This is a genomic window from Ruegeria sp. BA12, assembly GCF_056539625.1.
On the sequence record NZ_JBQFVF010000008.1, the window covers coordinates 155,862 to 178,216 of the forward strand.

21 protein-coding genes are annotated in these 22,355 nt (G+C 54.6%); 7 read left to right on the forward strand and 14 right to left on the reverse strand.

Translation table 11 applies throughout. The annotated features are described in order from the left end of the window. The first annotated feature begins 94 nt into the window (after positions 1–94). Genes ACR0B0_RS15550 through ureG form a run of 4 tightly spaced genes read left to right on the forward strand, consistent with a single transcriptional unit; the run spans position 95 to position 2,063 of the window. Positions 95–316 carry a DUF1127 domain-containing protein gene (locus ACR0B0_RS15550; protein ID WP_170350815.1) on the forward strand — a complete coding sequence of 74 codons (222 nt, stop codon included), beginning with the start codon at positions 95–97 and terminating at the stop codon, positions 314–316. Between the two features lie 31 nt (positions 317–347). After that, entirely contained in the window at positions 348–800 is a 453-nt protein-coding gene (locus ACR0B0_RS15555; protein WP_170350814.1) for an urease accessory protein UreE, read from the forward strand. Continuing rightward, positions 772–1,437, forward strand: a complete 666-nt coding sequence (locus tag ACR0B0_RS15560; protein ID WP_480648592.1) for an urease accessory protein UreF — start codon at positions 772–774, stop codon at positions 1,435–1,437. The genes ACR0B0_RS15555 and ACR0B0_RS15560 overlap by 29 nt, the downstream gene beginning before the upstream one ends. Continuing rightward, the gene (ureG, locus tag ACR0B0_RS15565) at positions 1,434–2,063 is read left to right on the forward strand and encodes an urease accessory protein UreG (protein WP_170350812.1); all 630 of its coding nucleotides are present in this window, start codon (positions 1,434–1,436) and stop codon (positions 2,061–2,063) included. Before ACR0B0_RS15560 ends, ureG begins: the two co-directional genes overlap by 4 nt. Positions 2,064–2,221: 158 nt before the next feature. Here ureG and ACR0B0_RS15570 read toward each other — a convergent pair whose 3' ends face one another. The 5 genes from ACR0B0_RS15570 to ACR0B0_RS15590 all read right to left on the reverse strand — a co-directional run bounded on the left by ACR0B0_RS15570 (position 2,222) and on the right by ACR0B0_RS15590 (position 6,783). Next, positions 2,222–3,208 carry a zinc-dependent alcohol dehydrogenase family protein gene (locus ACR0B0_RS15570; protein WP_170350811.1) on the reverse strand — a complete coding sequence of 329 codons (987 nt, stop codon included), beginning with the start codon at positions 3,206–3,208 and terminating at the stop codon, positions 2,222–2,224. 80 nt (positions 3,209–3,288) lie between these two features. After that, on the reverse strand, positions 3,289–4,134 hold the full coding sequence (locus ACR0B0_RS15575; RefSeq protein WP_480648594.1) for an enoyl-CoA hydratase/isomerase family protein: 846 nt from the start codon (positions 4,132–4,134) through the stop codon (positions 3,289–3,291). Between the two features lie 93 nt (positions 4,135–4,227). Further along, on the reverse strand, positions 4,228–5,016 hold the full coding sequence (locus ACR0B0_RS15580) for an SDR family NAD(P)-dependent oxidoreductase (RefSeq protein WP_480648596.1): 789 nt from the start codon (positions 5,014–5,016) through the stop codon (positions 4,228–4,230). A gap of 12 nt (positions 5,017–5,028) precedes the next feature. Beyond that, the gene (locus tag ACR0B0_RS15585; RefSeq protein WP_480648597.1) at positions 5,029–5,994 is read right to left on the reverse strand and encodes an LLM class oxidoreductase; all 966 of its coding nucleotides are present in this window, start codon (positions 5,992–5,994) and stop codon (positions 5,029–5,031) included. Positions 5,995–6,006: 12 nt separating this feature from the next. Continuing rightward, positions 6,007–6,783, reverse strand: a complete 777-nt coding sequence (locus ACR0B0_RS15590; RefSeq protein ID WP_480648599.1) for a CmcJ/NvfI family oxidoreductase — start codon at positions 6,781–6,783, stop codon at positions 6,007–6,009. A gap of 107 nt (positions 6,784–6,890) precedes the next feature. Here ACR0B0_RS15590 and ACR0B0_RS15595 point away from each other — a divergent pair, with 107 nt between their 5' ends. Both ACR0B0_RS15595 and ACR0B0_RS15600 read left to right on the forward strand, forming a co-directional pair. After that, on the forward strand, positions 6,891–7,802 hold the full coding sequence (locus tag ACR0B0_RS15595; protein WP_170350806.1) for a LysR family transcriptional regulator: 912 nt from the start codon (positions 6,891–6,893) through the stop codon (positions 7,800–7,802). A gap of 279 nt (positions 7,803–8,081) precedes the next feature. Continuing rightward, entirely contained in the window at positions 8,082–11,402 is a 3,321-nt protein-coding gene (locus tag ACR0B0_RS15600; RefSeq protein ID WP_480648601.1) for an ATP-binding protein, read from the forward strand. Positions 11,403–11,616: 214 nt separating this feature from the next. Here ACR0B0_RS15600 and ACR0B0_RS15605 read toward each other — a convergent pair whose 3' ends face one another. The 9 genes from ACR0B0_RS15605 to ACR0B0_RS15645 form a co-directional block, all read right to left on the reverse strand. Then, positions 11,617–14,151: a cation:proton antiporter gene (locus tag ACR0B0_RS15605; RefSeq protein WP_480648603.1), complete on the reverse strand. Its 2,535-nt coding sequence runs from the start codon at positions 14,149–14,151 to the stop codon at positions 11,617–11,619. Positions 14,152–14,513: 362 nt separating this feature from the next. Then, positions 14,514–14,978, reverse strand: a complete 465-nt coding sequence (locus ACR0B0_RS15610; protein ID WP_480648605.1) for a GNAT family N-acetyltransferase — start codon at positions 14,976–14,978, stop codon at positions 14,514–14,516. Between the two features lie 129 nt (positions 14,979–15,107). Further along, positions 15,108–15,350 carry a glycine zipper 2TM domain-containing protein gene (locus ACR0B0_RS15615; RefSeq protein ID WP_170350802.1) on the reverse strand — a complete coding sequence of 81 codons (243 nt, stop codon included), beginning with the start codon at positions 15,348–15,350 and terminating at the stop codon, positions 15,108–15,110. A gap of 240 nt (positions 15,351–15,590) precedes the next feature. After that, positions 15,591–16,553 carry a 2-hydroxyacid dehydrogenase gene (locus tag ACR0B0_RS15620; RefSeq protein ID WP_170378120.1) on the reverse strand — a complete coding sequence of 321 codons (963 nt, stop codon included), beginning with the start codon at positions 16,551–16,553 and terminating at the stop codon, positions 15,591–15,593. 4 nt (positions 16,554–16,557) lie between these two features. Then, positions 16,558–16,752 carry a hypothetical protein gene (locus ACR0B0_RS15625; RefSeq protein WP_170350800.1) on the reverse strand — a complete coding sequence of 65 codons (195 nt, stop codon included), beginning with the start codon at positions 16,750–16,752 and terminating at the stop codon, positions 16,558–16,560. Positions 16,753–16,764: 12 nt separating this feature from the next. Continuing rightward, entirely contained in the window at positions 16,765–18,111 is a 1,347-nt protein-coding gene (locus tag ACR0B0_RS15630) for an amidase (protein WP_480648607.1), read from the reverse strand. After that, on the reverse strand, positions 18,108–19,472 hold the full coding sequence (locus tag ACR0B0_RS15635; RefSeq protein WP_170350798.1) for a TRAP transporter large permease: 1,365 nt from the start codon (positions 19,470–19,472) through the stop codon (positions 18,108–18,110). Before ACR0B0_RS15635 ends, ACR0B0_RS15630 begins: the two co-directional genes overlap by 4 nt. Continuing rightward, the gene (locus ACR0B0_RS15640) at positions 19,465–20,073 is read right to left on the reverse strand and encodes a TRAP transporter small permease subunit (RefSeq protein WP_170350797.1); all 609 of its coding nucleotides are present in this window, start codon (positions 20,071–20,073) and stop codon (positions 19,465–19,467) included. The genes ACR0B0_RS15635 and ACR0B0_RS15640 overlap by 8 nt, the downstream gene beginning before the upstream one ends. Positions 20,074–20,154: 81 nt before the next feature. Beyond that, entirely contained in the window at positions 20,155–21,249 is a 1,095-nt protein-coding gene (locus ACR0B0_RS15645) for a TRAP transporter substrate-binding protein (protein ID WP_170350796.1), read from the reverse strand. Between the two features lie 245 nt (positions 21,250–21,494). On the opposite strand from ACR0B0_RS15645, the gene ACR0B0_RS15650 reads away from it, so the two are divergent. Further along, the gene (locus ACR0B0_RS15650) at positions 21,495–22,328 is read left to right on the forward strand and encodes an IclR family transcriptional regulator (protein WP_425082132.1); all 834 of its coding nucleotides are present in this window, start codon (positions 21,495–21,497) and stop codon (positions 22,326–22,328) included. Positions 22,329–22,355 lie beyond the last annotated feature (27 nt).

Genomic DNA, 22,355 nt, shown 5'->3' on the forward strand with positions numbered 1-22,355 from the left:
GGCATGACCAATTGCCCACTACTAAGCGAGTGCAATATGACGGATACTATCACGCAAGGGAGGACCAACGTCTCGCAAGCATACGAGGGTCCCAATGGCACACACAGAAAATCAACCGCATTCCGGTTTTTCCGTATTCGGTCTGTTCTCGACGATTGGTTCGTCGATCTATTCGGCTCTTGCTCGATTGGCCGAAGCACGATCGCGCACCGATCAAATCCAGTTCCTGCAATCGCTGAGCGACGAAGAACTGCGCAAACGCGGCCTGTCCCGCGACCGTATCGTACAACACGTTTTCGCGGGTTCTATCTGGTAACAGCTGCCCGTTCCACAGAGGGGGCGTTGGCATGACCATCCTCCTTTGTACAGCACGGCAATATTCTGATCATTTACACGGCGAGCCTGCGGACGCCCTGTCACTGACCTATGATGACCGTTTTTTGCGCCGCAAGGTTCTGACCTGCGAAAGTGGCGAACAGATTCTTGTCGATCTGGCGCAAACGACGTCGTTGAACCACGGCGGCGCTTTGGTTCTGGATGATGGCCGCGAAGTAGAAATACAAGCTGCACCCGAAGCGTTGCTGGAAATAACCGCCCCGGATCTGACGCGCGTCGCTTGGCATATCGGCAACCGCCACACGCCTTGTCAGATCGAAAAGGATCATCTGCTGATCCAAGTCGATCACGTCATCCAAGACATGCTTTTGAAAATCGGGGCTTCGGTGCGGGAAGTGCATGAACCGTTCACCCCCGAAGGCGGGGCCTATGGCCATGGCAGGACTCATGGCCACGCCCACTGACGCCGACATCCTGACGCTGACGCAATGGTTGTCGCCCGCTTACCCTGTAGGGTGCTTTGCCTATTCTCACGGGCTAGAGACCGCAATTGACGAAGGGACCGTCACCGATTCACGATGCACCCAAGCCTGGATTTCAGATGTGCTGGAACATGGTTCTGGTTGGAACGACGCTCTGTTCGTTGTTTCGGCATACAACGCGCCGGATAAAGATGAACTTATCGGCATCGACGTTACTGCACGGGCCTTTTGCGCGTCCTCCGAAAGAAAAATGGAAACCGAGTTCCTAGGACAGGCATTCGGGACGGTGACTGGAAATGTCTGGGATTTAGACCTTCGAAAGTACTCCTATCCCGTCTCACTAGGCCAGGCCGCGCGTTTGCAAGGCCTTCCCCTTTTGCTGACGACAAAGATGTTTCTGCAAGCCTTTGCAAGCAACCTAGCCTCTTGCGCAACACGCCTTGTGCCGTTGGGCCAGACCGCGTCTCAGAAAGTGATCCGAGAATTGACACCGCTATGCGCCCGTATTGCCGAAACGGCGCAAAAGGCCAGCCTGGATGATTTGAACTCGACCGCGTTCCTGACAGACATCGCGTCGATGAAACACGAAACACAGTATTCAAGGATGTTCCGAACATGAGCAGTATGAACGGCCCCCTGCGCGTTGGCATCGGTGGTCCGGTGGGCGCCGGAAAGACCACTTTGACCGCAGCGTTATCCGAAGCCCTGCGCGATGTCTGCTCAGTGGGCGTTATCACCAATGACATTTACACGCAGGAGGATGCCGAAGCGCTGATGCGCATGCAGATCCTGCCGCAAGACAGGATCATTGGCGTGGAAACCGGTGGGTGCCCACACACAGCGATCCGCGAAGACGCCTCGATTAATTTGGCTGCGGTCGCCGAAATGCAAGACCGCCATCCCGATCTTGATGTGGTTCTGATCGAAAGCGGCGGGGACAATTTATCGGCTACGTTCAGTCCGGAACTCGCAGACCTAACAATTTATGTGATTGACGTCGCCGCCGGAGAGGAAATTCCACGCAAAGGCGGGCCGGCGATTACGAAATCGGACATTCTGGTCATCAACAAAACCGACTTGGCGCCGCATGTTGGTGCTTCGTTAGAAGTTATGGAACGTGATGCGCAAAGAATGCGCAAAGGACGGCCGTTTTTGTTCTCGTCCCTTCGTCGCAGAAAAGGGGTCGACGCAATTGTGGACCTCCTTGTGAAAGGCGGAGGTCTAAGGATTTCGCAAGCGCGTTAGATCGCCAGCAAAGATGGTAAGTTGTCGGCACACAAAGCCGATGTTGGACATCGATTGAAGGGGTCAAAAGGACAATCGTGTTTTTCACGCTTGTCCGGAAGCTACCTAAGATTGGTGCGCACGATCATCCTGTGCGCACCAAACTCAACAGGTGCGGATTACAACTCTACAACCACTTTCCCGACCGCAGCTCCGCTCGTCAGGTGCGCATAGGCTGCGCCGACATCGGCCCACCCAAACTTGTGTTCGTCAACAATAGGTTTGAGCCCCCCTGCATCCGCCAGATTCGCTAATGTCTTGAGGATGTCACCATGGGTTTGCCGCCCGACATCATGCATCATCGGGATCAGCATGAAGACGACGTGCAGGGACAGACCTTTGAAATGCGCGGGCGTCAAATCAATCTCGACCATCGCAACGGTTGAGGCGACATGGCCGTTGAGCTTGGCCGCTGCGAACGAGTTTGTCATGTTCGGCCCACCAACGCTGTCGAACACCACATCAAAGCCCACGCCATCAGTGTGCGCAGCCACGTAGTCTTCAACCTTTTGCGTTGTGAAATCCAAAGGACGCGCACTCAACCCCTCAATCAGAGCCATCTGATCCGCGCCGCGACCTGTTGCGGACACGGTTGCACCAAGGTGACGGGCAATTTGCACTGCGACATGGCCAACGCCTCCGGCGCCGCCCTGTACCAGCACGGTCTGCCCATCGCCTACACCAGCACGGGTCAACCCTTCGTAGGCGGTGATACCGACGAGGGGCAGCGCTGCGGCTTCCCGCATACTCAGCGATTTGGGTTTGTGTGCAATCAGGCGGGCGTCTGCGTTCATGTACTCGGCCAGAGTGCCAGGAATGTCCATCAGACCACCGGCGCAGCCGTACACCTCATCACCTAGGGCGAAGTTTGTCACTCCGTCGCCCAATGCAACGACTGTGCCTGCAAAATCCATGCCAAGTACGGCAGGCAGCGCGGGGGACAGGGGCAGTTCTGCCCCCATGCTTCGGATCATCGTGTCGACTGTGTTGACGCTGGTGGCCGCCACCTGGACCACCACATGTCCGGGTGCCGCAACCGGGTCTGGCATTTCTGCGGGCTCAAACTGTGCGTCGGGTCCATAGGTATTCAGAACCATTGCTTTCATTGGGAAATTCCTTTTCTAGCACCACGCTGGGGCGCGCATCGAGATATCGGGCGCCTGGACATAGTTATTTTGATGGGGGTTCAGTTGATATCTTGCACCTGCATAACCAGGTCGCCCCACTTACGCTGATTTTCGATGTCGTGTTCCAAACCTTGTTCATCCGCGATGGCAAACCGTTTGACAGCCGGGGTTTTGCTGGTGGCCTGATAAAGCCAATAGGCTTCGGCCTTCAGTGCCTCATGAATGGGTTTGTCGATGGATTCATAGACCATCTGCTTGCAGGCGTTGATCGACTCTGCCGGAAATTGCGCGATCCGTTCGGCCAGCGCGGTCACATATGGGCCAATCTCATCCGGCTCCAAAGCCTTGTTGATCGTGCCCAGACGCTCTGCATCATCCGCGTCATAATCCTGCGCGCTCAGGATGATCTCAAGCGCTTTGCCAAGGCCGGTTTGGCGTGCCATCCGCGACGCGCCACCGCCGCAGGGCAGGATGCCCATACCGACCTCCATCTGCATGAACTTGTACTTTCCCCGCGCGGCAAAACGCATGTCGAGCGCCAGTGCCAATTCGTGCCCGCCACCGCGTGCGAACCCCTCCAGCTTAGCAATAGTGGCCTGCGGCACCTTGCTAATCCGTTCGCAAACCGATTGCAGGTCCAACAGCTGTGCATCCTCGCGGGATACCGCCTCGGTCGACATGTCTTTGAGAAGATCGGTGTCGTAGTGGCAAACCCAGATTTCTGGGTTGGCGGATTGGAAGATCACTACTTTGGTGTCGCGGTCGCGCTCTAGCCGCATGGCCAGGCTGTTGAGGTCGGCCAACATTTCCTGGCCTTGCACGTTCACGGAACCGAAATTGAATGTCACCGTGGCGATACCTTTTCTAACGGCAACCTCAAAAGTTTGGAAGTTTTCGTATTTCATAAGGCAGTCCTTTCTTGGGCCTCGACGCGGCGCGCGTGAGGGGTGATAGGAGGTAAAGGTGGATGTGTGTTTGAGGCTACCGCGCCGCCCGGATCAGCCTGTCTGGCTAATCAAGCCCTTGATTGTGTTCATGACGTTGGCCGCGTGATCTTTGTCGAGCGCTGCGGCATGTGGATCAGCGAAGGCCCCACTGTCATTGTCAAAATAGGCACCTGACGCGTCAGCAAACCGCCCGCCCAGGGCCGCATCCATCAGTATATCAGCGCCAATGCTCATATCGTTCCCAGAAACGCCAAAGCCCTCTTTCACCATCTTCGAGGCCAAAAGCGATCCGGGATTCACTGCCACCATCACCGGCCCATCGGGTTGTAATTTGGCCCATTCCCTGCTCCAGATCGTGATAGCCAGCTTGCTTTGGGCATAGGCCTCCATATCTGTCAGCGGCACATTGCCCTGCATGGCCTTGACGTTTACCGGGGCCTGCGCCGCCGATGACAAGTTCACAACGCGCCCGTCGGAGGGAATGATCGGCAACAACAATTCGGTCAGCAGATAGGGTGCAAGCGTGTTCACGACAAAGCGGATGTCCTGCCCATTCTCAAGCACCGTTTGCGGGGCTTTCAACACACCCGCGTTATTGATCAACACATCCAGTTGGTCATGTTTGGCGCGTATGGATTCGGCTAGTTTTCGAACCCCGGACAGATCGCTTAGATCAGCGGTATAGGTTTCGACATTGCTACCGACTTCGGCGGCGGCGCTCTCCAATTTGGATGCGCTGCGCCCGTGCAAAAGCACTTGGTGCCCGTCAGCGGCCAGTTTCTTTGCTGTCAGCAAGCCAATGCCGTCAGTTGAACCGGTGATAAGAACAGTCTTGGTCATCAGTTTTATCCTTTAGGAAAAGTCTGGCAGCACAACGTCCGCCAGACGTTCAAGTGTTGTGTCGATGGGTGCTTGATTGAACCTGAGGTTCAGCGCGACGTGATTGACGCCAAGGGTTTCAATCTCGCGCAGATAGTTGCACAGGAAATCAGTTCCGGACTGAAACCCAAGGTGGATCGGGCGCGGAGATGCAGCGGGATCGGCAACGACATCGACATAAAGCGATTGCATAACCGGCTTGTCCGGTTGCCCTGCCGCCTTCGTGCGCGTTCGGTATTCCGCGATGACCCGCCCTTGGGCTGCGGCGTTGCGTGGATAGGTCATCCAACCGTCCCCGTTCTGTGCCACCCAATCGGAGGTTTGCTGGCTGCCACCAGTGATAAGCAACGGCAAACGCGTGCCATGCGGCTTTGGCAACAGATCAATGTCGCCAGACAGTGTGCCCTGCCCGCTTTCATGCGTGGGATAGCCCAATCCGACCGCGCGGATGTACTCAACACTATCGCGGAATCGTGCCCCCCGATCGTCAAAGCCCTTGCTCATCGCCGGGTACTCCTCGGGCCGGTCACCAGAAGCAACACCCAAGAGCAACCGACCACCCGATAGCACGTCCGCGGTCGCCGCCGCCTTGGCCACATGGGCTGGGTGACGCAGAGGCAGGATCACACTCGACGTTCCTAACGCAATCCGGTCTGTCACCGTTGCCAGCGCACCCAAATAGACAAAGGGATCGAAAACCTGTCCGGCATCACCAAAACTTGGAACATTGAAAGGCACGTCGCGCAGCCAAAGTGCTGCAAACCCAAGGTCCTCTGCCCTCCGCGCGGCCTCTAAGTGGCCCTGCATCGTCGGCTCTGCGCCGACCGCGTAGGATTCAAGCGGCAACACAAGGCCGACACTCAGCCGGCCCGGACGAAACACCCGGTTGTAGGCCACATTGATCTGGGCAAACTCGTTAGGCTGCATTTTATCCAACATCTCGGGACCCCTTTAATAGCGCACCAAGGTGCGGCTCTCGATGCTCTTGCGAATGGTGGTGACGTTTGGATCCTCGATCATATCAAGCGCGCTATGTGCCACCGACGGTAGCCCTTGACTGTCGTAGATGTTGAAAAACGCAACCTCGTCCGGCGTCATCTTGGAAAGATAGACCCATTCATGGTCAGAGTTTCCCACCAACCCCATGATTTGCCCTTTGCGGTCGGGATAGATCAGGTCCAGCAGAATCCAGTCAGACGGGTCAACTGAAGACGGGCGAACAAAGCCCAGCGGGGCGGAATTAATCGGATGTTCAACAGGACGCCACACATTGACAAAGGCAAAGTGACCTTGCGCCCATTCAGCTGCGGTCTCGGCCCCCAGCAGATCGACAAGGCGCTGCTCAGCCCCGTCCTTGCTGTAGTCACTGTGGACGTTGCGCGCGGGCTTGCGCGTGGCACCGGGATCGTCGACCCGAACGGTGTGATCAAAAATCACAACCTCTTGCGCACTCAGCCTGTCCAGAAGCATCCCGGTCAGTTCCGCATCATATGTCTGTTTCCAGGAGTCCCCGGTAAAATCCCGGACCTGCGATTTCAGCAATGTGAATTCTGCGGCATCAGATGCAAATGTGACTGACGTTGCCTTCGTGCGGGTATCCGCCAGCGCAACAGTCGTTGGAGCCAGTTCTGGGGAAATCAGGTTGCCCGCAACCCCACCTGAATCAAGTTCAAAAGCTTGCCGATAGGGCTTGTGAACATGGTAGTTGACTGTGGCTGTCCGTGTCATCTGCGCCTCCTGCCTAGGCCCTTTTGCGTCTACAAAAGGGATTTAATGTCGATCAAATTGCAGATAAACCGCCAATATCAGGATTTATAATTCGGGTTTTGGATATAATGAGCCTTGATACAGATGCGCTCCGACTGTTTGTAAGGGCGGCAGAAATGCTCAACATCAGTGCTGCGGGGCGCACGTTGGGCATGGCCCCAGCTGTCTCCAGCGCAAAGCTTGCCAAGTTGGAACAGAGCCTGCGCTCTGAACTATTGCACCGAACGACCCGCAAAGTGTCGCTGTCTGTCGAAGGGGCCGATTTCCTGCCTTTCGCCCGCGAGATCATCGCGCAGGAAGATGCCGCGCTTGCGGCCCTGGGCAAGCAGACGACAACGATCCGAGGCACATTGCGCTTTGCTGCGCCAAGCAGCTTTGCCCAACTCTACATCGCGCCGATCCTACCGACGTTTCTTCAACAGCACCCTGACCTCACATTGGACTTGCGCCTTTCTGATGTTCAGTTCGACCTGATCGAAGGCAGCTTTGACCTTGCACTTAGGAACGCGCCGCTTGTGGACACCAGCTTGAAAGGCCGCAAATTGGCCGATGACCGGCGCATCCTGTGCGCCGCGCCGCACTATCTTGAAACGCACGGAACCCCCAATACGCCCGCCGAACTGGCAAACCACCATCTGATCGCCTTCCAAAACCGTCAACCGCGCCCGCTGACAGGCCCGGCAGGCGAACGTGCTGTATTCGACCCCGCATCTGCCAAAGGTCAATTGATTATCGACGACGGCCAAAGCCAGGTCTGCGCCACGCTGGCAGGGGCCGGTATTTCCTTGAACGCTTTATGGAGTGTGCATGAGCAACTGAAGTCAGGCCGGCTGACACAGGTTTTGCCGAACTTTGAAGCCGCAGAGGACAATGTCTTGTGGTTGATCTATCCCAAGTCCAACGTGCTATCCCCCAAAGTGCGGGTGTTCATGGACTTTCTGATCGCAGAGATTGGCGCAGCCCCACCATGGGAAACATGAACCGGAAAAGATCTGTCGCTGTCGTGTGGGCACAGATCGGGTTCTATGGCATCAAGCGATGTTGATTTTGCCAAGGCCGCCAATCTAAGTTGATCGTTGCCGTACACGGCTTAACGTCCAATACGCCAATGAAATCCTTGACCTACTTTGAATCAGAGTTCTTCATTGAGTAGAACATGATCAGAAAACACCGTTTGCACGACGGGTCAAACCAACAAGGGGAAGCATGCTGGTAGGGCGCAGGCGATAGTTCTGCTGAAACGGCAAGCAAAAATGTAGATGTCCGATATAGCGTCTTGGCTAATAAAACATGGTTTGTCCAAGTATGCTGCTGCCTTTGCAGAACACGAAATCGAACATGGTGATCTTTCTGAGCTAACAGACGATGACCTTGTGACAATCGGCCTCCCCCTCGGACCAAGGCGGCGTTTCATGAAGGCTGTTCGCTTCGATGCAGAGCCAGGCCTAGACCCACACAACACCGGTACTGGCCCCGAGATCATCGCGGAACGGCGACAGCTTACCGTCATGTTCATCGATTTGGTCGGATCAACGGAAATTTCACAACGCGTCGATCCGGAAGATCTGGCCGATGTTCTTCGACTTTTCAAAGAAACATGTGCTGCGTCGGTTGCTGCGTTTGATGGCCATATTGCCAGCTATTACGGCGATGGGATTATGGTCTTTTTTGGATTTCCCCACGCGCATGAAGATGATCCAGAGCGGGCAATTCGGGCGGGCCTGCGCATTATGAATGAAATGCCGAAAATTCGCACCCACGCGAAACTTAACGTCCGTATCGGGGTTGCGACCGGATTAGTTGTCGTCGGTGATCTGCGTGGCGAAAACATGTTTGAGGACGGGACGGCGATGGGTGAGACGCCGAACCTGGCCGCGCGCCTTCAGGCAATGGCGGATCCAGGTACGATGATCGTCGCCCCCAGCACGCATCAGTTGGCCGGTGATACCTTCGAATACGTTCTGCGAGGCGCGTTCAAGCTCAAGGGTTTTGCTAAAGAGGTCGAAGCTTGGCAGGTGACGGGTGAGCGGCAAACCGTCAGCCGTTTTTTGGCAATAGATGATGTGTTGCTTAAGCCGTTGGTGGGTCGCTCCGCAGAATTAGAGACCCTCAATGACAAATGGACGCTTGCCAGCGGTGGTCAGGGACAGGTTGTGTTGGTGTCGGGCGAGCCTGGAATTGGCAAGTCGCGGCTGGTGGAAGAATTCAGGCAAAATTCTTCGGATCTGCCGGGCATCCAGATGCGATATCAGTGTTCTCCCTACCATTTTGCGACTGCGTTCTATCCTGTCATTCGACAACTTGAGAATGTCGCCAAGCTCCGTTCCGAAGACTCGAACGAGGCAAAGCTTGAAAAAGTCCGCGCTGTTCTGGACGATCATTCCAACGATGCATTGAAGCTGGCCGCGTCCCTTCTGTCCATCCCATTCGAGGATCAATTGGGCCCCCTGAACCTGACGCCTCAGCAGCTCATGGATCAGTCATTAGACCTGCTGCTAGGCAATCTCACGTCTGAAGCAAGGGAGCGGCCGGTTCTATTCTTGTTTGAAGATGCGCATTGGATTGATCCAACGACCAAGCTGCTTTTGGACCGAATAGTGGACCGAATTCGCGACCTTCCGGTTCTGGTCGTCATGACATTCAGGCCCGAGTACGACCCGGGCTGGACGCTGCAATCGAACCTCACGAAAGTTGTTTTGAAGCAGTTGGATTTTCAAGAGGTGAAGAGCATTGTGGACGAAGTCGCCAAAGGAGAGGTGATCTCGGACGAGATGTACGACGCGGTCGCGGCGAGATCTGACGGAGTGCCGCTATACATAGAGGAAGTGACCAAAGATCTCCTTGAATCTGGTATTCTAACCAAAGGCCGAGACACTTACACGATGGGTGGGGCCTCTCCGGCCAACTCGGTGCCCAGCACGTTACATGATGCACTTATGGCGCGCCTTGATCGTTTGAGTTCTGCCAAGGAGGTGGCCCAGATAGGGGCCGTAATCGGGCCGCAATTCAGCTATCCTTTGATCTCTAAAGTGGCCGGTATTGGCGATGAAGCGCTGCGTGCGAATCTGGAACTATTGCTAGAGGCAGGCATCGTTACCGTTTCTCGCTCTGAAGATTTTGAAACCTTCAGCTACTGTCATGCCCTCATTCGTGACACTGCCTACAACAGCCTATTAAAGCGGGAACGTCGCGTTCTGCACTCTCGCGTAGCGCAACAACTTGATGACACTTCGACGCACACGGGTGATGCCAGCCCAGAAGTGCTGGCCCATCATTACACTATGGCTGGCATGCGTAAGGAGGCCGTCAATTACCGGTATCTTGCCGGTCAGCGTGCTGTCCAACGATCCGCGAATACAGAGGCGAACACGCAGCTTTCCTTGGCGATCGAACAGTTGAGTGAACTGGAACAAAGCACTGAGCGAGACCGCAAGGAAATTGAGATTCAGGTTCTGAAAGCAGGCGTTCTACGATCAACCGCTGGGATTGCAGCGGATGAGACCGGCTCGGTCTACGCAAGGATTCGCGACCTGTGCGAACGCGTTGAAGAAACCGATCATCTGTTCCCGGTTCTGAACGGTTTGTATTCCTTTCATTTGGTGCGCGCCGAGTATGATTTGGCCAAGAACGTTGCCACGCAATTGCTGGAATTGGCGACTACAACACGCGAGACGCAGCACCAAATGGTGGCACATCGCGCCATGGGCGCCGTGTTGTTTCATATCGGGGAATTGGGTTCAGCATACGAGCATTTGAACAAGGCGTTAGAACTCTACAGCCGGAAACGTGATGGCCACCTTGCGTACATTTACGGGTCGGACCATGCGGCCATCACTTCGTGCTTTTTAAGTTTGGCCATGTGGATGCGCGGGGATCCAGACAACGCTCTTGAAGTTCAGACGCAAGCGGTGGCGGGCGCAGAAGAACTTGAGCATGCCCACAGCATTGCGCAGTCGCTGACCTATCTGTGCATGCTTTACCTCCTGAGACGTGAACCTGATAACGTACTCGGGGCTGTTGAAAAGCTTGAGGCGCTTTCAGTCAAACACTCATTCACGTTCATGTCCTTGACTGCGACCCTCTGGCGATGCTGGGTGAATGCGTATCTTTCGCCAAACCGGGAAACGATCCTTTCGTTACTGAAAGCTTCAGAAGCTTGGTGGGCAAGCGGGGCGGGAAACTATAAGCCGTTCTTTCTTACTCTGATTGCCGAACTCGCACTCAAAACCGGTGATCGGGAAGGTGCCTTGAGCTTTTTGACTCAGGCGCGTGAATACCAAACTCAAACCAATGAGGGATGGGCCCAATCTGAGACGGATCGGGTCTATGCGCTTGCGCGGTGCGAGAATGAAGTGGCCGAACAAGAGTTTCGTGAGGCTTTGAAATCTGCGAGGCGGCAAAAGGCAGGAATGCTCGAGCTACGCGTCTCGGTAGATTACATCAAGCAATGCAATCGTTTTGAACAAGCGCAGATTGCCGCCTTTGATCTAAGTGCCGTTTTAGAGAGGATCACAGGAGGTGAGCATACGACCGATGTGAGTGATGCATTGAAGCTAATTGCTGAAAAATCTGTCAGTTGAACCTCAGATATCCGCATGAAATGGCCGAAGCTGAAGCTTTTTGTTTTCGTTAGGTATTTGTGCAGATTTTTTAACGGCAGTCGCGCAGTTTGTGTCCGTGCAGCCTTTTTTTACGCACGCGGCGAATAGCTAGTTTTACCGTCCGCAACCCAGCAAAAAATAACTTGCTACAAGCGGCTAGAATGGGTCGCAATCTCTTTTCATTGATGGACTATCAGGAATTGTGCTCTTGTTCAGAAGATTCTACGGGCTCATCCAGATCCAACACTGCGGGGTCGATCATGCGTTTGTTTGCGCTTATCTTGACAGAATTCCGCATTGCCTCACTGCGCCAGAGCAATCGCCGGAAACGCGCTTCGTCGAGCATGAGCAGTGTCGAGGGGGCCAATGCCCGCACGTTTACGCGACGGGGCCTTTTCAACAGCATGGCCAATTGCCCAAACATTTCACCACGACCTAACCGCGTAGTATGTCTGCCGAGTTCCACTTCGACTGCCCCAGAAGCGATAAAGAATACACTCCCCGCGAATTCGTCTTTGGATATGATCGTGTCACCCGCGTTGGCATATCGGGTTCGCAATGCTCTGCTGAGTTTCCTCAGTGACGCTTTGTCGAGATCAGAAAATAGTGGAAACTGCCGGACCAGATCCCGTCCTTTAAGGGCAATGTCCAGTACCGGACGCCCTTCAGACAAAGCACGTCGCGCCGCCACTTCCTGCATCAACACCGAATAGAGCTCTTCACCCACAAGGCCGTCCTCGCGCATGACCGCGTATTCACGCTCTTCCAGCCGCAGCGCCGTTCGCCGGATGAACCGCCGTTCCAGCTTTTCGGCGTAGCCTGGATATTGGAGCCGCAATCCGTCAAGCGCTGCCTCAACCGCCTCGGATCGACGCGCCAACAGGTCGTCAAGCAATTCCGCAACCCGGCGGCCGTGGATTCGACGTATGCGCCCACGGACGAACCCATCAAGGTCCCGCAGGATCAGGCGTTGCATGAGCAGTCTTTCAAACCGATCCGTTGTAATACGCGTGAGTGGAAACGAGATTCGAAGCCGGTTGTGCAAAAAAACGGCGATCCGGAAAGACCTGCCGTAAACGACGGACCGGTTTGACGCGCGCTGATAGCCGAGCCGCCCTCCGGTCCGTGCGCCTTCAATGAGGCGATCCGCGTCGGACAGAATCTTCTCACTCAGCACAGATGACATGGTGCGCTCTCGCATCCGGGCCAACACGGAATCCCGCTCTGCCCCAGCCAGCGCAATAAGGCCAAGTGTGATCCGATCACGATCAAGAATCTGCGCGCTGTCTTCAGCAGCGTTTACGGCCTCGTCGAGGCGTTCACTGAACTGTTTGGCTTCGTTTCTGACGATATCGTGGGTCAAGTCGTAGTTTTCTGCAATGCGGGACACGTCCTCGCGCACCGATTGCAAGGCGACGGCGACCACTTGGCGTGACAGTGCCGTATCAAGCGGAGAGAGCCTATCGAGCCCCAGTTTTGTGATCACTGCGCGCAAGGTTGTTCCCTGCACAATCAGTGTAAACAGCGTAAAGCCAGTGGCCAGGATGCCGACCAGTCGCTTGGTCTCCAGCGGGATATGCGTGCTTTCGGTGACTGCCAGCGCCAGCGCCAGTGTCACGGCACCCCGCAATCCACCCCACAGCATCGCGGTGCGATAGGGGCGATCAACAGCTGGCGACAGACCGATTGTCGTGAGCAATGGCAACAAGCCGAACAGCACCGCCGCCCGTGCAAATACTGCAGCAAGAACCACCACGGCCAACAGGCCGAAGTCAGACGGCTGCACCCCTTCCAACAGTCTCGGAATCAGCAATGCCGCAAGAATAAAGATCAGCGCGCCCGCCCAATGTGCCAGCAGGTCCCATACTTCTTGAAGATTTGTCCAACCGGCCGGTGACAAACGACCGGGACCCGTAAGGTTAAGCGTAAGACCTGCGGCCACCACGGCGATAACGCCAGAAGCCCCGATGCTTTGTTCCGCAACGATATACGCGAGATAAGGCAGTGCAACGGAAATAGAAATTTGTGCCATATCCCAGCGGTCGACGAACGCCATCACCCAAACAGCCATGCGCGCCATGAGCCAACCGGTGAAAGCACCTCCTGCGATTAGCAGCGGAAATTGCCCTACAGCTTCACTTAGCAATGGGTCGGGCCTTCCGAGCATGACAAAGCTCATGAATAGTCCGAAAAGAGCAATGGCAGCGGCATCGTTAAGGAGGCTTTCGCCTTCGATAATTCGCGACAGCCTGCGCGGCGCGGAGATTGATCGAAAAATGCTGACAACCGCCGAAGGGTCAGTTGTCGACACAATTGCACCGATCAACAGACAGGCGGCCAGTGGCAGCGTACTTACCCAACTCAGCGCATAGCCAATGGAAAGTGTCGCCACGATCACCGCGACAACCGCCATCATCAGGATGGGCATCCAATCGTCCAGCATCCTGCGCAGGTTCATGCCAAGCGTCGCCTGAAAGAGCAATGTTGGCAGGAAAACATAGAGAAAGACGTTAGACCGGATCGGCAGGTCAATAATCGCTTGCGCGCCCGGGTTCAGCGCATCCGTCAGGTCGGTTTTAAGAAAGAATGCCGCGCCAAGCCCAATCACTATCCCAAGAACAGCGAGGATAACGCTGTAGGGCAAGCGCAATCGCGCGGCCAGTGGTTCCGCCACCCCGATTACAACAAAAAGAGAAGTGATGATGGTCGTAATGACGACGATATCCATCCATACGTATTACCTGAGAACTCGACCTAATGGAATCCACCCTTCAAGCGTTTCGACCACATCGGATCAAAGTGTTAAAATACACTCGCCAGGCTGTGCAGTTGCAGCCGATGCCAGCAGTGACTGGGCAAACTACGGCACCAGACCCACGATTTGACGGATTGAATAAGCCAACCGATTAGGCCGCCCCCAGGCGTTAGGTTCCGATGACTTCAATGGGCGCCAAACAACTTTAAGATCACTGGCCACATTCGGAGCAGTGCTATCCATCAAGCTGTGACCATGAAGAAGTTGCACGGCGCGTAAGCTGCTAGCTTTCTTGTGGTACCCTCTGCCATATCAGCGGCAGAGGGCCTATTGCGTCACAGGGCCTTTCGGAAGATAATCTTGTCATCGCCCTCCGCCCAGAAATCGCGGATGCGCGCTTCTTCCTCATAGCCATTCTGAGCATAGAACTTGCACGCGAGTGCAAAGTTGTCAGTGCCAGATGTGTCTACGATTAAGATACGTTGCCCTTTGTCTTTCAAATACTGTTCCGCGGCCTTGACCAAGGCCGCGCCCAGACGTTTGCCTTGCAAGTCTGGGCGCACCGCGAGCGCGAGCATATTCCAGGTTCCGTCAGCAAGGTCTTCCGGAACGATGTAGCACAAGCCGACGGCTTCGTCGTCTGAGTGGCACGTAAGCCAGAGAGCTTCTGTTTCCCCTGACAATGTAGGTGCCAGCATATCCGGAAGCATCTCGCTTGGGAAAAGTCTTGTATTGTCCAGCACGGCTTTGAGATCCGGAATGTCGTCAGAAGACGTTGGCTTGATTATTGGATTTGTCATTTTCTAGTTTACCTTAAGGCACGATGCGGGCAGCAATCCGGAGCGACTTTTTTTCGACACTCCGACGCAGTGTTTCAGCGCACGATAAGGCAAAGGTAAGACCAGCACCCCACTTTCTGTGCCTTTTCGTCAGTTACAAGCCGACTGGCCTGCATACATTCCAAGTCCGGCACCAGCCGCCGTTGCAAGGGTCTGGCCTGTGCCCGAACCAACCTGATTGCCTAAGACGCCACCCAAGGCTGCACCCCCCAAAATCCCAGCGGCACATCGGGCGTCGTTTTGTGCTTGAGCCTGAGTTGGTGTTGTCGGGGCTCCACATGCTGCCAAGAGCAACGTGCCACCAAGCAGGCATACTACTGCTGTCTTCTTCATGTCGGTTTCCTTACGTTCACGCGTATGTCTTAGATGCTTGTTTCTGGACATGTAGGGTCTGCTCAACCTCTCTCCAACCCGTGGCTGATCCAGGCGCGAAAACCCGCCTAGTGGCGCGGTGTTTCGCCAATTGAGAAATATCGCCGCGCAATACCGGGGTGAACCGCAGCTTAACCCACCATTGGCTCGCCCATCACACCCAGGCCGAGAAAAGCAATTTTTGCCATTACCGTTTCTTATCTACAAAAGGTCTCGCGGTGTTTTTCCAGCAAAGAATGCGTCTAAGTTGTCCAATGCGCGAAAGCCCATGGCGTCCCGGGTTTTAGTCGTGGCGCTACCTATATGCGGCAACATGAAGATGTTTTCGTGCGCTGCGAACTTTGGATTTCCGCCCGGTTCTGTCTTAAAGCAATCAAGCCCTGCGGCAGCCAGCTTTCCACTTTCAATGGCTTGCAGCAGCGCGTCTTCATCAACAAGAGCGCCACGAGCTGAGTTGACGAGTATTGCATCGTCAGGCAGCGCAGCCAACCGTTCGGCATTCATAAGGTCCAGAGTTTCGGGCGTCGCAGGACAGTGAAGCGATAAAAAGTCGGCCACTGGCAAAAGAGTATCGACGCTTTCGTGATAAATTGCCCCCTGTTCCTTATCAGGTGACAGGCGGGTGCGGTTGAAATAGTGAACTTCCATATCAAACCCGCGCGCTTTTGTTGCAAATGCCCGACCCACGCGCCCCATCCCGACGATGCCCAGACGCGCACCCGTGAGTTGCTTGCCGACCATGAAAGATGGGCTCCAACTGTCCCAAGCACCTGTACGCATAAGGCGATCGCCTCGGACAGCGTGTCGCGCCGCACCAAGCATGAGCAACATTGCAAGTTCCGCCGTAGCGTCAGAAAGGACATCTGGTGTGTTTGTCACCACGATCCCCCTTGCTGCCAAGGCCGGCAGGTCGCAATGGTCCACACCAACAGAATGGTTCGCGACAATTTTCAAACGCGGGTCAAGCTTTGACACGACCTCTGCTGAGAAGTGTTCCGAATGGCAGGGCATTATTGCGTCCACCTTGGAACTCATCTCAATGATCTCTTCTGACGTGCCCGGAGTATCGGCTTCGTTCAGGATCACGTCATAATCCTTTCGCGCACGCGCTATGGTTGCGTCGGACACGCGGCGCGGCAGCCATAGGACTGGTCTGTCACTCATGCGTTCAGTCCTTTTTGACGGCGTCTTCCCAGAAATTATAAAGCGCCAAGGCAATTACAAAGACCGCAATACACAGGAAAGGCAAACCGCCCCAAAACCCGGCAAAGCCAGTTGAAATGCTGTGTGCAAGGCCAAGAACAAAAACCATCATCAGACCGGTGCCGATAATGCCCATAAGAATGTTTGTAAGTCGCGACATCGTTTAATTTCCTTACTGTTCTTGTTCGGCGAGGGTGCGTTGTACCCATGATGCAGTGCGCAGAAGCCGGTCATCTTCCTCGACTGCGCCAATCAATTGCACGCCGATTGGCAGGTCATTCTGCCCAACCAGCAAAGGCAAGGTGAGGCACGGTAACCCCGCCAGCGTCCAAGTCAGGCAAAAGACTGAATCGCCAGTATGCCCTGCTGTCAGTGGCACGGCCTCTCCTGTAGCCGCAGGGGCAAGGATTGCATCGAATTCGGTGAAGTATTCTGCGAAAAAGCTTTGAGCAGAGATCATGACAGCCAAGGCATCTTCATACTGCGCCAAGCTTATTTCTGTTCCTCGGGTTATTGCAGACTGCATCTCGAGGCTGAGTTCCGGCCAATGAGCTTCGGAAATCTCAACCATGTTCTCGCGAATTTCGTAATCGTAGATCGTTTTGTGAACATTAATGAGGTTAGCTAATTGACGGGATGCCGAAAATCGCTCGACCCGGCCGCCCAAGCCTTCGACAACGGCATTAAGGCCTTCGACGGTATCCACATCCAAACGATCATTGAACGGAAAATCCAGCCAGGCGATGTTCGGTTCGACAGGCACCTCTGCCCGCACGCCTTTCAGCATGTTAGCCCGCGGTCTCGCAAAGCTGCCGGGATCGGCTTGGTCATAGCTAGACAGGACGTCTGTCAACAAAGCTATGTCTTCCAGAGAATTTGCAAATCCGCCGACATGATCCAGCGACACAGATGTGCGAAAGACACCGCTACGCGAGATTGTTCCGCGGGAGGGTTTGAAACCGTATACGCCACAATACGAGGCGGGGCGGATCACCGAACCACCGGTCTGGGTTCCAATCGCCAATGGAACGTGCCTGGCCGAAACTGCAGCGGCAGATCCGCTGGAGGACCCGCCCGGAGTTCGGCTGTGATCCAAAGGGTTGGTGGTGTCGGCCGGATTCATGAAGGCAAATTCAGTGGTCTTGGTCTTGCCCATGATCACCGCTCCGGCTTCACGAAGATGCTCAACCAGCCGAGCGTCCGTCTCAGGTTGGCGGCCTGAAAAAATTGCCGATCCGCATTGCGTGGGCATGTCTTTTGTATCGACAATGTCTTTCAGTCCGACGGGTACACCATGTAGCGCCCCTATCGCCCGCCCTGCCTTGCGAATACGATCCAGCTCACGCGCCTGATCGAGTGCCACGCCGGCGTCCAGGTATGCCCATGCGCGAACCTTGTCATCCGTTTCCTCAATTCGCGCCAAGCAGGCCTCAACCAATGCTTCGGATGAAATGCGCCCGGTTCGAATAGCCTCGGCGGATTGAACCGCCGAGAACAGTGACAGATCATGCTTTGTCATGGCACCCAAACCCCAAACAGATAATCAGGAAGCCACAGTGCGATCCCCGGGAACTGATACATCAGCACCATGCACAGGATCACGATAGCCAGATAGGGCATCAGACCTTTGAAGATCTCCATCAACTGGATCTGGTTCTTCAGAACCCCTTTCAGATAATAGGCTGACATGGCCATGGGAGGCGTCAGGAATGAGGTCTGTAAATTCAGTGCAACCAGCATCGCGAAGAAATACGGATTGACCCCAAACGTATCCAGCATCGGCAGAAAGATCGGCACAAAGATGATCAAGATCTCGGACCATTCAAGCGGCCATCCGAGCAGGAAGATAATCAGCTGAGCAAGGACCAAGAACTGCCAGGGTTGAAGGTTCATACCGACGACCCAATGCTCGATCACATCGTGTCCACCAAGATAGGAAAAGATCGAGGCGAAGGTCCAAGAGCCAACAAACAACCAGCACACCATGGCCGTTGCCTTAGCTGTGAGAAAGACACTCTGTTTGACTTTGTCCCAAGTGAGCGATCGATACAGCATCGCCAGAACCAAACCGCCCAATGCGCCCATTGCCGCCGCTTCAGCCGGGGTCGCCAGACCACCAAGGATAGAGCCAAGCACCAGCATAATCAAAACGGTCAAAGGCACAAAGGAAACCAGCAAATCCATATAAATCTGCCGTTTCGGAGGAATGTCTTCCTCTTGTGGTTTAGGTGCCAGCGACGGGTTTATCCAGACGCGCACCATCACATAGACGATGTATAACCCCGCCAACAAAAGACCCGGGAAAACAGCCGCAGCATACAGGCGCAATGGTGATAGCTCTGCAATGGCGGCATAGACGATCAGCATAATCGACGGTGGGATCAGAATTCCCAAAGTTCCGCCCGCGCAGATAACGCCAGAGGCGAAGCTGCGCTGATACCCGGCATTCGCCATCGCAGGATAGGCCAGCAGACCCATCAGAGTAACAACTGCACCAACAATCCCAGACGCGGTCGAGAAAACTGCGCAGGTCAGCAGCGCCGCAATGGCCAACGAGCCCGGTAGATTTCGCGCCGCCATGTAGAGCGAGAAGAACAGGCGATCGACGATATTCGCCCTCTCGACCACGTATCCCATAAATAGGAATAATGGGATGGCAACTAGCGTATCATTCTCCATCACCGAGTAGGTGTTTTGGTTCAGGAGGTAGAAGATGTTGTTGTTGAAGATGTCCGCAATGGTCTCGGGCGCGGACTGGTAGTAGGCGTAGTACCCAAAACCGACACCCATGGCGAGCAACGTGAACGCAATGGGAAAACCCAGCAGCACCAAAACAATGAAGAGGCTGAGCATCAGGATGGCGACTTGTGGATCAGTCATCGCTGCGACCTCCTTCTTGAGTGCCAGTTGTTCGAATTTTGTCGATGGTATTTTCCATCAACATGTCTTCGGTTTCGCGCACGTCATCGAGCCGCTCGAGCCAGACGCCATTTCGCATCGCCAGCCAGCACCGGGCCATTTCGGCAAGGCCTTGAAGCATAAGAAGGAAACCAGCGACCGGGATCAGGGTTTTGAAAAAGTAAATCTGGATGCGCGCAGGGCTGTTCCAGCTGACCTCTTCATAGCGCCAACTGTCTTTCGCGATCTCCCACCCGTACCAGAACAAAGCGAACATCCCGGGAAAGAAGAACAGAATGTATAGAACAAAATCGACCCGAGCCTGCCAGCGGACAGAGAACAGCCGGTACAGAACATCGCCGCGGACGTGCGCGTCTTGCGCCAACGCATAGGCCCCGGCCATCAGAAACAACGCGCCATACATCTGGACCATCATGTCGAACGCCCAGACGGTGGGCTTGTTCAGCACATACCGGACGAACACTTCGTAAGACACGGAAAGTGTCAGAATTAGGATGCACCATCCAAAGGCTTTGCCGACCCATTGGCTTAGCCCTTCGATGGCGTGGATTGTCTTGATCAAGGTCAGTTCCTCGCCTGTTCTGCCCGGAGTTCAGGAGGCCGCGCCACAACGCGACCTCCTCATTTCAAAGGTATTCAGGCCTCAACCGAAGTAGTGCTTGTACGCAAGCTTGTAGTCCGGTTGGTTCAGGTTGAGATAATTCATCACGGTCTTCGCATAGGCCTTCTGGCTTTCAATTACCTTTGCGAAGAACGGATCCTCGTTGGCAATCCGTTCAACGACCACATCCCAAGCATTCAGCTGTGCCTGCATCACACTGTCGGGGGTGCGATATACGTTAACGCCCTGCTCCTCTGCCAGTGTGACCAGATCCTCGGAATAGCGCTTGGTGTTGTTCCAGTAGAAGTTGGAGTTTTCGGCTTCTGACGCATACTTCAAAATGGCTTGAAGCTCAGGCGCAAGGGCGTTGTATTTGTCCTTGTTGAACGTGACCTCGAAGAATTCCTGACTCTGGTGGAACGACGCAAGGTGATAATGCTTGGACACATCCTGCATCCCAAAGTCACGGTCCGACGTTGGATTGTTGAATTCCGCCGCGTCGATCAGACCTGACTTCATTGCTGGCTGAATTTCACCTCCCGGCAGCTGTACGACCGACATTCCCATCTCAAGCAAAACATCTGCCGCAAGACCAACGGTGCGGTACTTCAGGCCATTCATTTGATCTGCGCTTGTGATTTCTTCTTTGAACCAGCCAAGCGGCTGAGCCGGCATGGGTGAGTTGAAGAATGATACGACATTGAGGCCCAGAATGCCCATCAATTCGTCGAATAGTTCCTGACCACCACCATAGTTCACCCAACCCAGAACTTCCTGGCTGGACCAGCCAAAGCAGGGGCCAGTTCCAAAGAGCGACGCTGTCTTCGACTTAGAGTACCAATAGGCCGGCACGTAGTGCGCAGCATCCAGAACGCCGCGGTGAACAGCATCCTGCATCTGGCTTGTTTTTACGACGGAATTCACGGGCAACAGTTCGATCGTGAGTTTCCCGCCGGACATTTCGTTCACGCGGTTAACGTAAGACTGCGCGTTTTCCAGAAAAATACCGCCTCCCCAGGCGGCCTGCATCTTAAGGTTGGTTCCTTCCTGAGCATGGACAGCTGGAGCTGCAAGCGCACCGGCGCCCACAACAGCAGAGCCACGCAGAAAATTTCTGCGGTTCAAAGATTTTGTCATGTTTCCTCCCTTAACTGGGCCTTGACCGATTTTGCCTCGGCATTGGCACCAATCCGCTCTCCAGCGGATAGGAGTAACGATAAGACAGATTCCAAATATTTCAAAATATTTTGGAATACTCTTGAAATTTGGACAACAAATCTATTCAACCTATTGATTATTTTATATTTTTATTTTTCATTTTTTTACCCCGCTGAACGAGCTAGAATCTTTCAGCAAGAAACTGAGCATTGGTTGCCCTGAGTATGAATGAACAAAAAAACCCGCTTCGCCGAGGACGCCCGCGCCTAAAAGCGAATGAGGAGAAAGCCGAAACATCGCCCGTTGTTGCGCTGGATCGCGGCATTCGCGTGCTGATCGCTCTCTCAGATACGCGCTGCGCGACACTTGCGGAACTGGCCAGAGTCACGGCAATCCCAGTTGCGACGGTACACAGGCTTCTGACCACGTTGCAGCAGCGAGGCATGGTTGTTCATTATGCCGAGCAAGGCAAATGGCGAATTGGACCGCAGGCCTATCGGATCGGCAGTACGTTTGAAGATGGATCAAATTTGCTCGAAGTCGCGCCGTCAGTGATGCGCACGCTGTCAGAAGACACCGGTGAGACAGCAAATCTGGCAATCGAAGAATGTGGGCAGCTATTGTTTCTCATTCAGGTCGAATCCGATAACCCAATTAGGGCTTCTTTCAAAAACGGAACTGCGGCGTACTTTCACACATCCGGTGTGGGAAAAGCTATGATGGCATTTATGGACGAGGCCGCGGTTGAGACCCTTTTGGCCCCACAAACACTAGTCCGCCAGACGCCCAATTCCATTACAGACCTGCAAGAGCTGAAGTCAGTACTCCGCAAGTCCAGACAGCGTGGATGGGCTTTGGACGATGAAGAACGGTTTTTGGGTATGCGTTGTATTGCTGCGCCTATCTTCGACTCGCTGGGCAAAGTTGTTGCGGGCGTTTCGGTTTCCGGTCCAGTTACAAGATTTCCCGAAAACAAGCTTGAAGGTCTGGCGGCGTCGGTTGTCCAAGCTGCCAAAACCATTTCGGAAAGGCTCCAAAATTCCCCAATTAGAAGCTGATTGCATAAACGCCGCAGGTTATTGAAA

What these genes read in the sequence shown, in the direction of transcription:
- ACR0B0_RS15620 (WP_170378120.1), bottom strand. Translation starts at nt 16,553, where the DNA reads ATGAGTGACAGACCAGTCCTATGGCTGCCGCGCCGCGTGTCCGACGCA.
- ACR0B0_RS15585 (WP_480648597.1), bottom strand. Translation starts at nt 5,994, where the DNA reads ATGTTGGATAAAATGCAGCCTAACGAGTTTGCCCAGATCAATGTGGCC.
- ACR0B0_RS15615 (WP_170350802.1), bottom strand. Translation starts at nt 15,350, where the DNA reads ATGAAGAAGACAGCAGTAGTATGCCTGCTTGGTGGCACGTTGCTCTTG.
- ACR0B0_RS15625 (WP_170350800.1), bottom strand. Translation starts at nt 16,752, where the DNA reads ATGTCGCGACTTACAAACATTCTTATGGGCATTATCGGCACCGGTCTG.
- ACR0B0_RS15550 (WP_170350815.1), top strand. Translation starts at nt 95, where the DNA reads ATGGCACACACAGAAAATCAACCGCATTCCGGTTTTTCCGTATTCGGT.
- ACR0B0_RS15595 (WP_170350806.1), top strand. Translation starts at nt 6,891, where the DNA reads ATGAGCCTTGATACAGATGCGCTCCGACTGTTTGTAAGGGCGGCAGAA.
- ACR0B0_RS15645 (WP_170350796.1), bottom strand. Translation starts at nt 21,249, where the DNA reads ATGACAAAATCTTTGAACCGCAGAAATTTTCTGCGTGGCTCTGCTGTT.
- ACR0B0_RS15575 (WP_480648594.1), bottom strand. Translation starts at nt 4,134, where the DNA reads ATGAAATACGAAAACTTCCAAACTTTTGAGGTTGCCGTTAGAAAAGGT.
- ACR0B0_RS15630 (WP_480648607.1), bottom strand. Translation starts at nt 18,111, where the DNA reads ATGACAAAGCATGATCTGTCACTGTTCTCGGCGGTTCAATCCGCCGAG.
- ACR0B0_RS15600 (WP_480648601.1), top strand. Translation starts at nt 8,082, where the DNA reads ATGTCCGATATAGCGTCTTGGCTAATAAAACATGGTTTGTCCAAGTAT.
- ureG (WP_170350812.1), top strand. Translation starts at nt 1,434, where the DNA reads ATGAGCAGTATGAACGGCCCCCTGCGCGTTGGCATCGGTGGTCCGGTG.
- ACR0B0_RS15610 (WP_480648605.1), bottom strand. Translation starts at nt 14,978, where the DNA reads ATGACAAATCCAATAATCAAGCCAACGTCTTCTGACGACATTCCGGAT.
- ACR0B0_RS15650 (WP_425082132.1), top strand. Translation starts at nt 21,495, where the DNA reads ATGAATGAACAAAAAAACCCGCTTCGCCGAGGACGCCCGCGCCTAAAA.
- ACR0B0_RS15635 (WP_170350798.1), bottom strand. Translation starts at nt 19,472, where the DNA reads ATGACTGATCCACAAGTCGCCATCCTGATGCTCAGCCTCTTCATTGTT.
- ACR0B0_RS15580 (WP_480648596.1), bottom strand. Translation starts at nt 5,016, where the DNA reads ATGACCAAGACTGTTCTTATCACCGGTTCAACTGACGGCATTGGCTTG.
- ACR0B0_RS15605 (WP_480648603.1), bottom strand. Translation starts at nt 14,151, where the DNA reads ATGGATATCGTCGTCATTACGACCATCATCACTTCTCTTTTTGTTGTA.
- ACR0B0_RS15570 (WP_170350811.1), bottom strand. Translation starts at nt 3,208, where the DNA reads ATGAAAGCAATGGTTCTGAATACCTATGGACCCGACGCACAGTTTGAG.
- ACR0B0_RS15555 (WP_170350814.1), top strand. Translation starts at nt 348, where the DNA reads ATGACCATCCTCCTTTGTACAGCACGGCAATATTCTGATCATTTACAC.
- ACR0B0_RS15560 (WP_480648592.1), top strand. Translation starts at nt 772, where the DNA reads ATGGCAGGACTCATGGCCACGCCCACTGACGCCGACATCCTGACGCTG.
- ACR0B0_RS15590 (WP_480648599.1), bottom strand. Translation starts at nt 6,783, where the DNA reads ATGACACGGACAGCCACAGTCAACTACCATGTTCACAAGCCCTATCGG.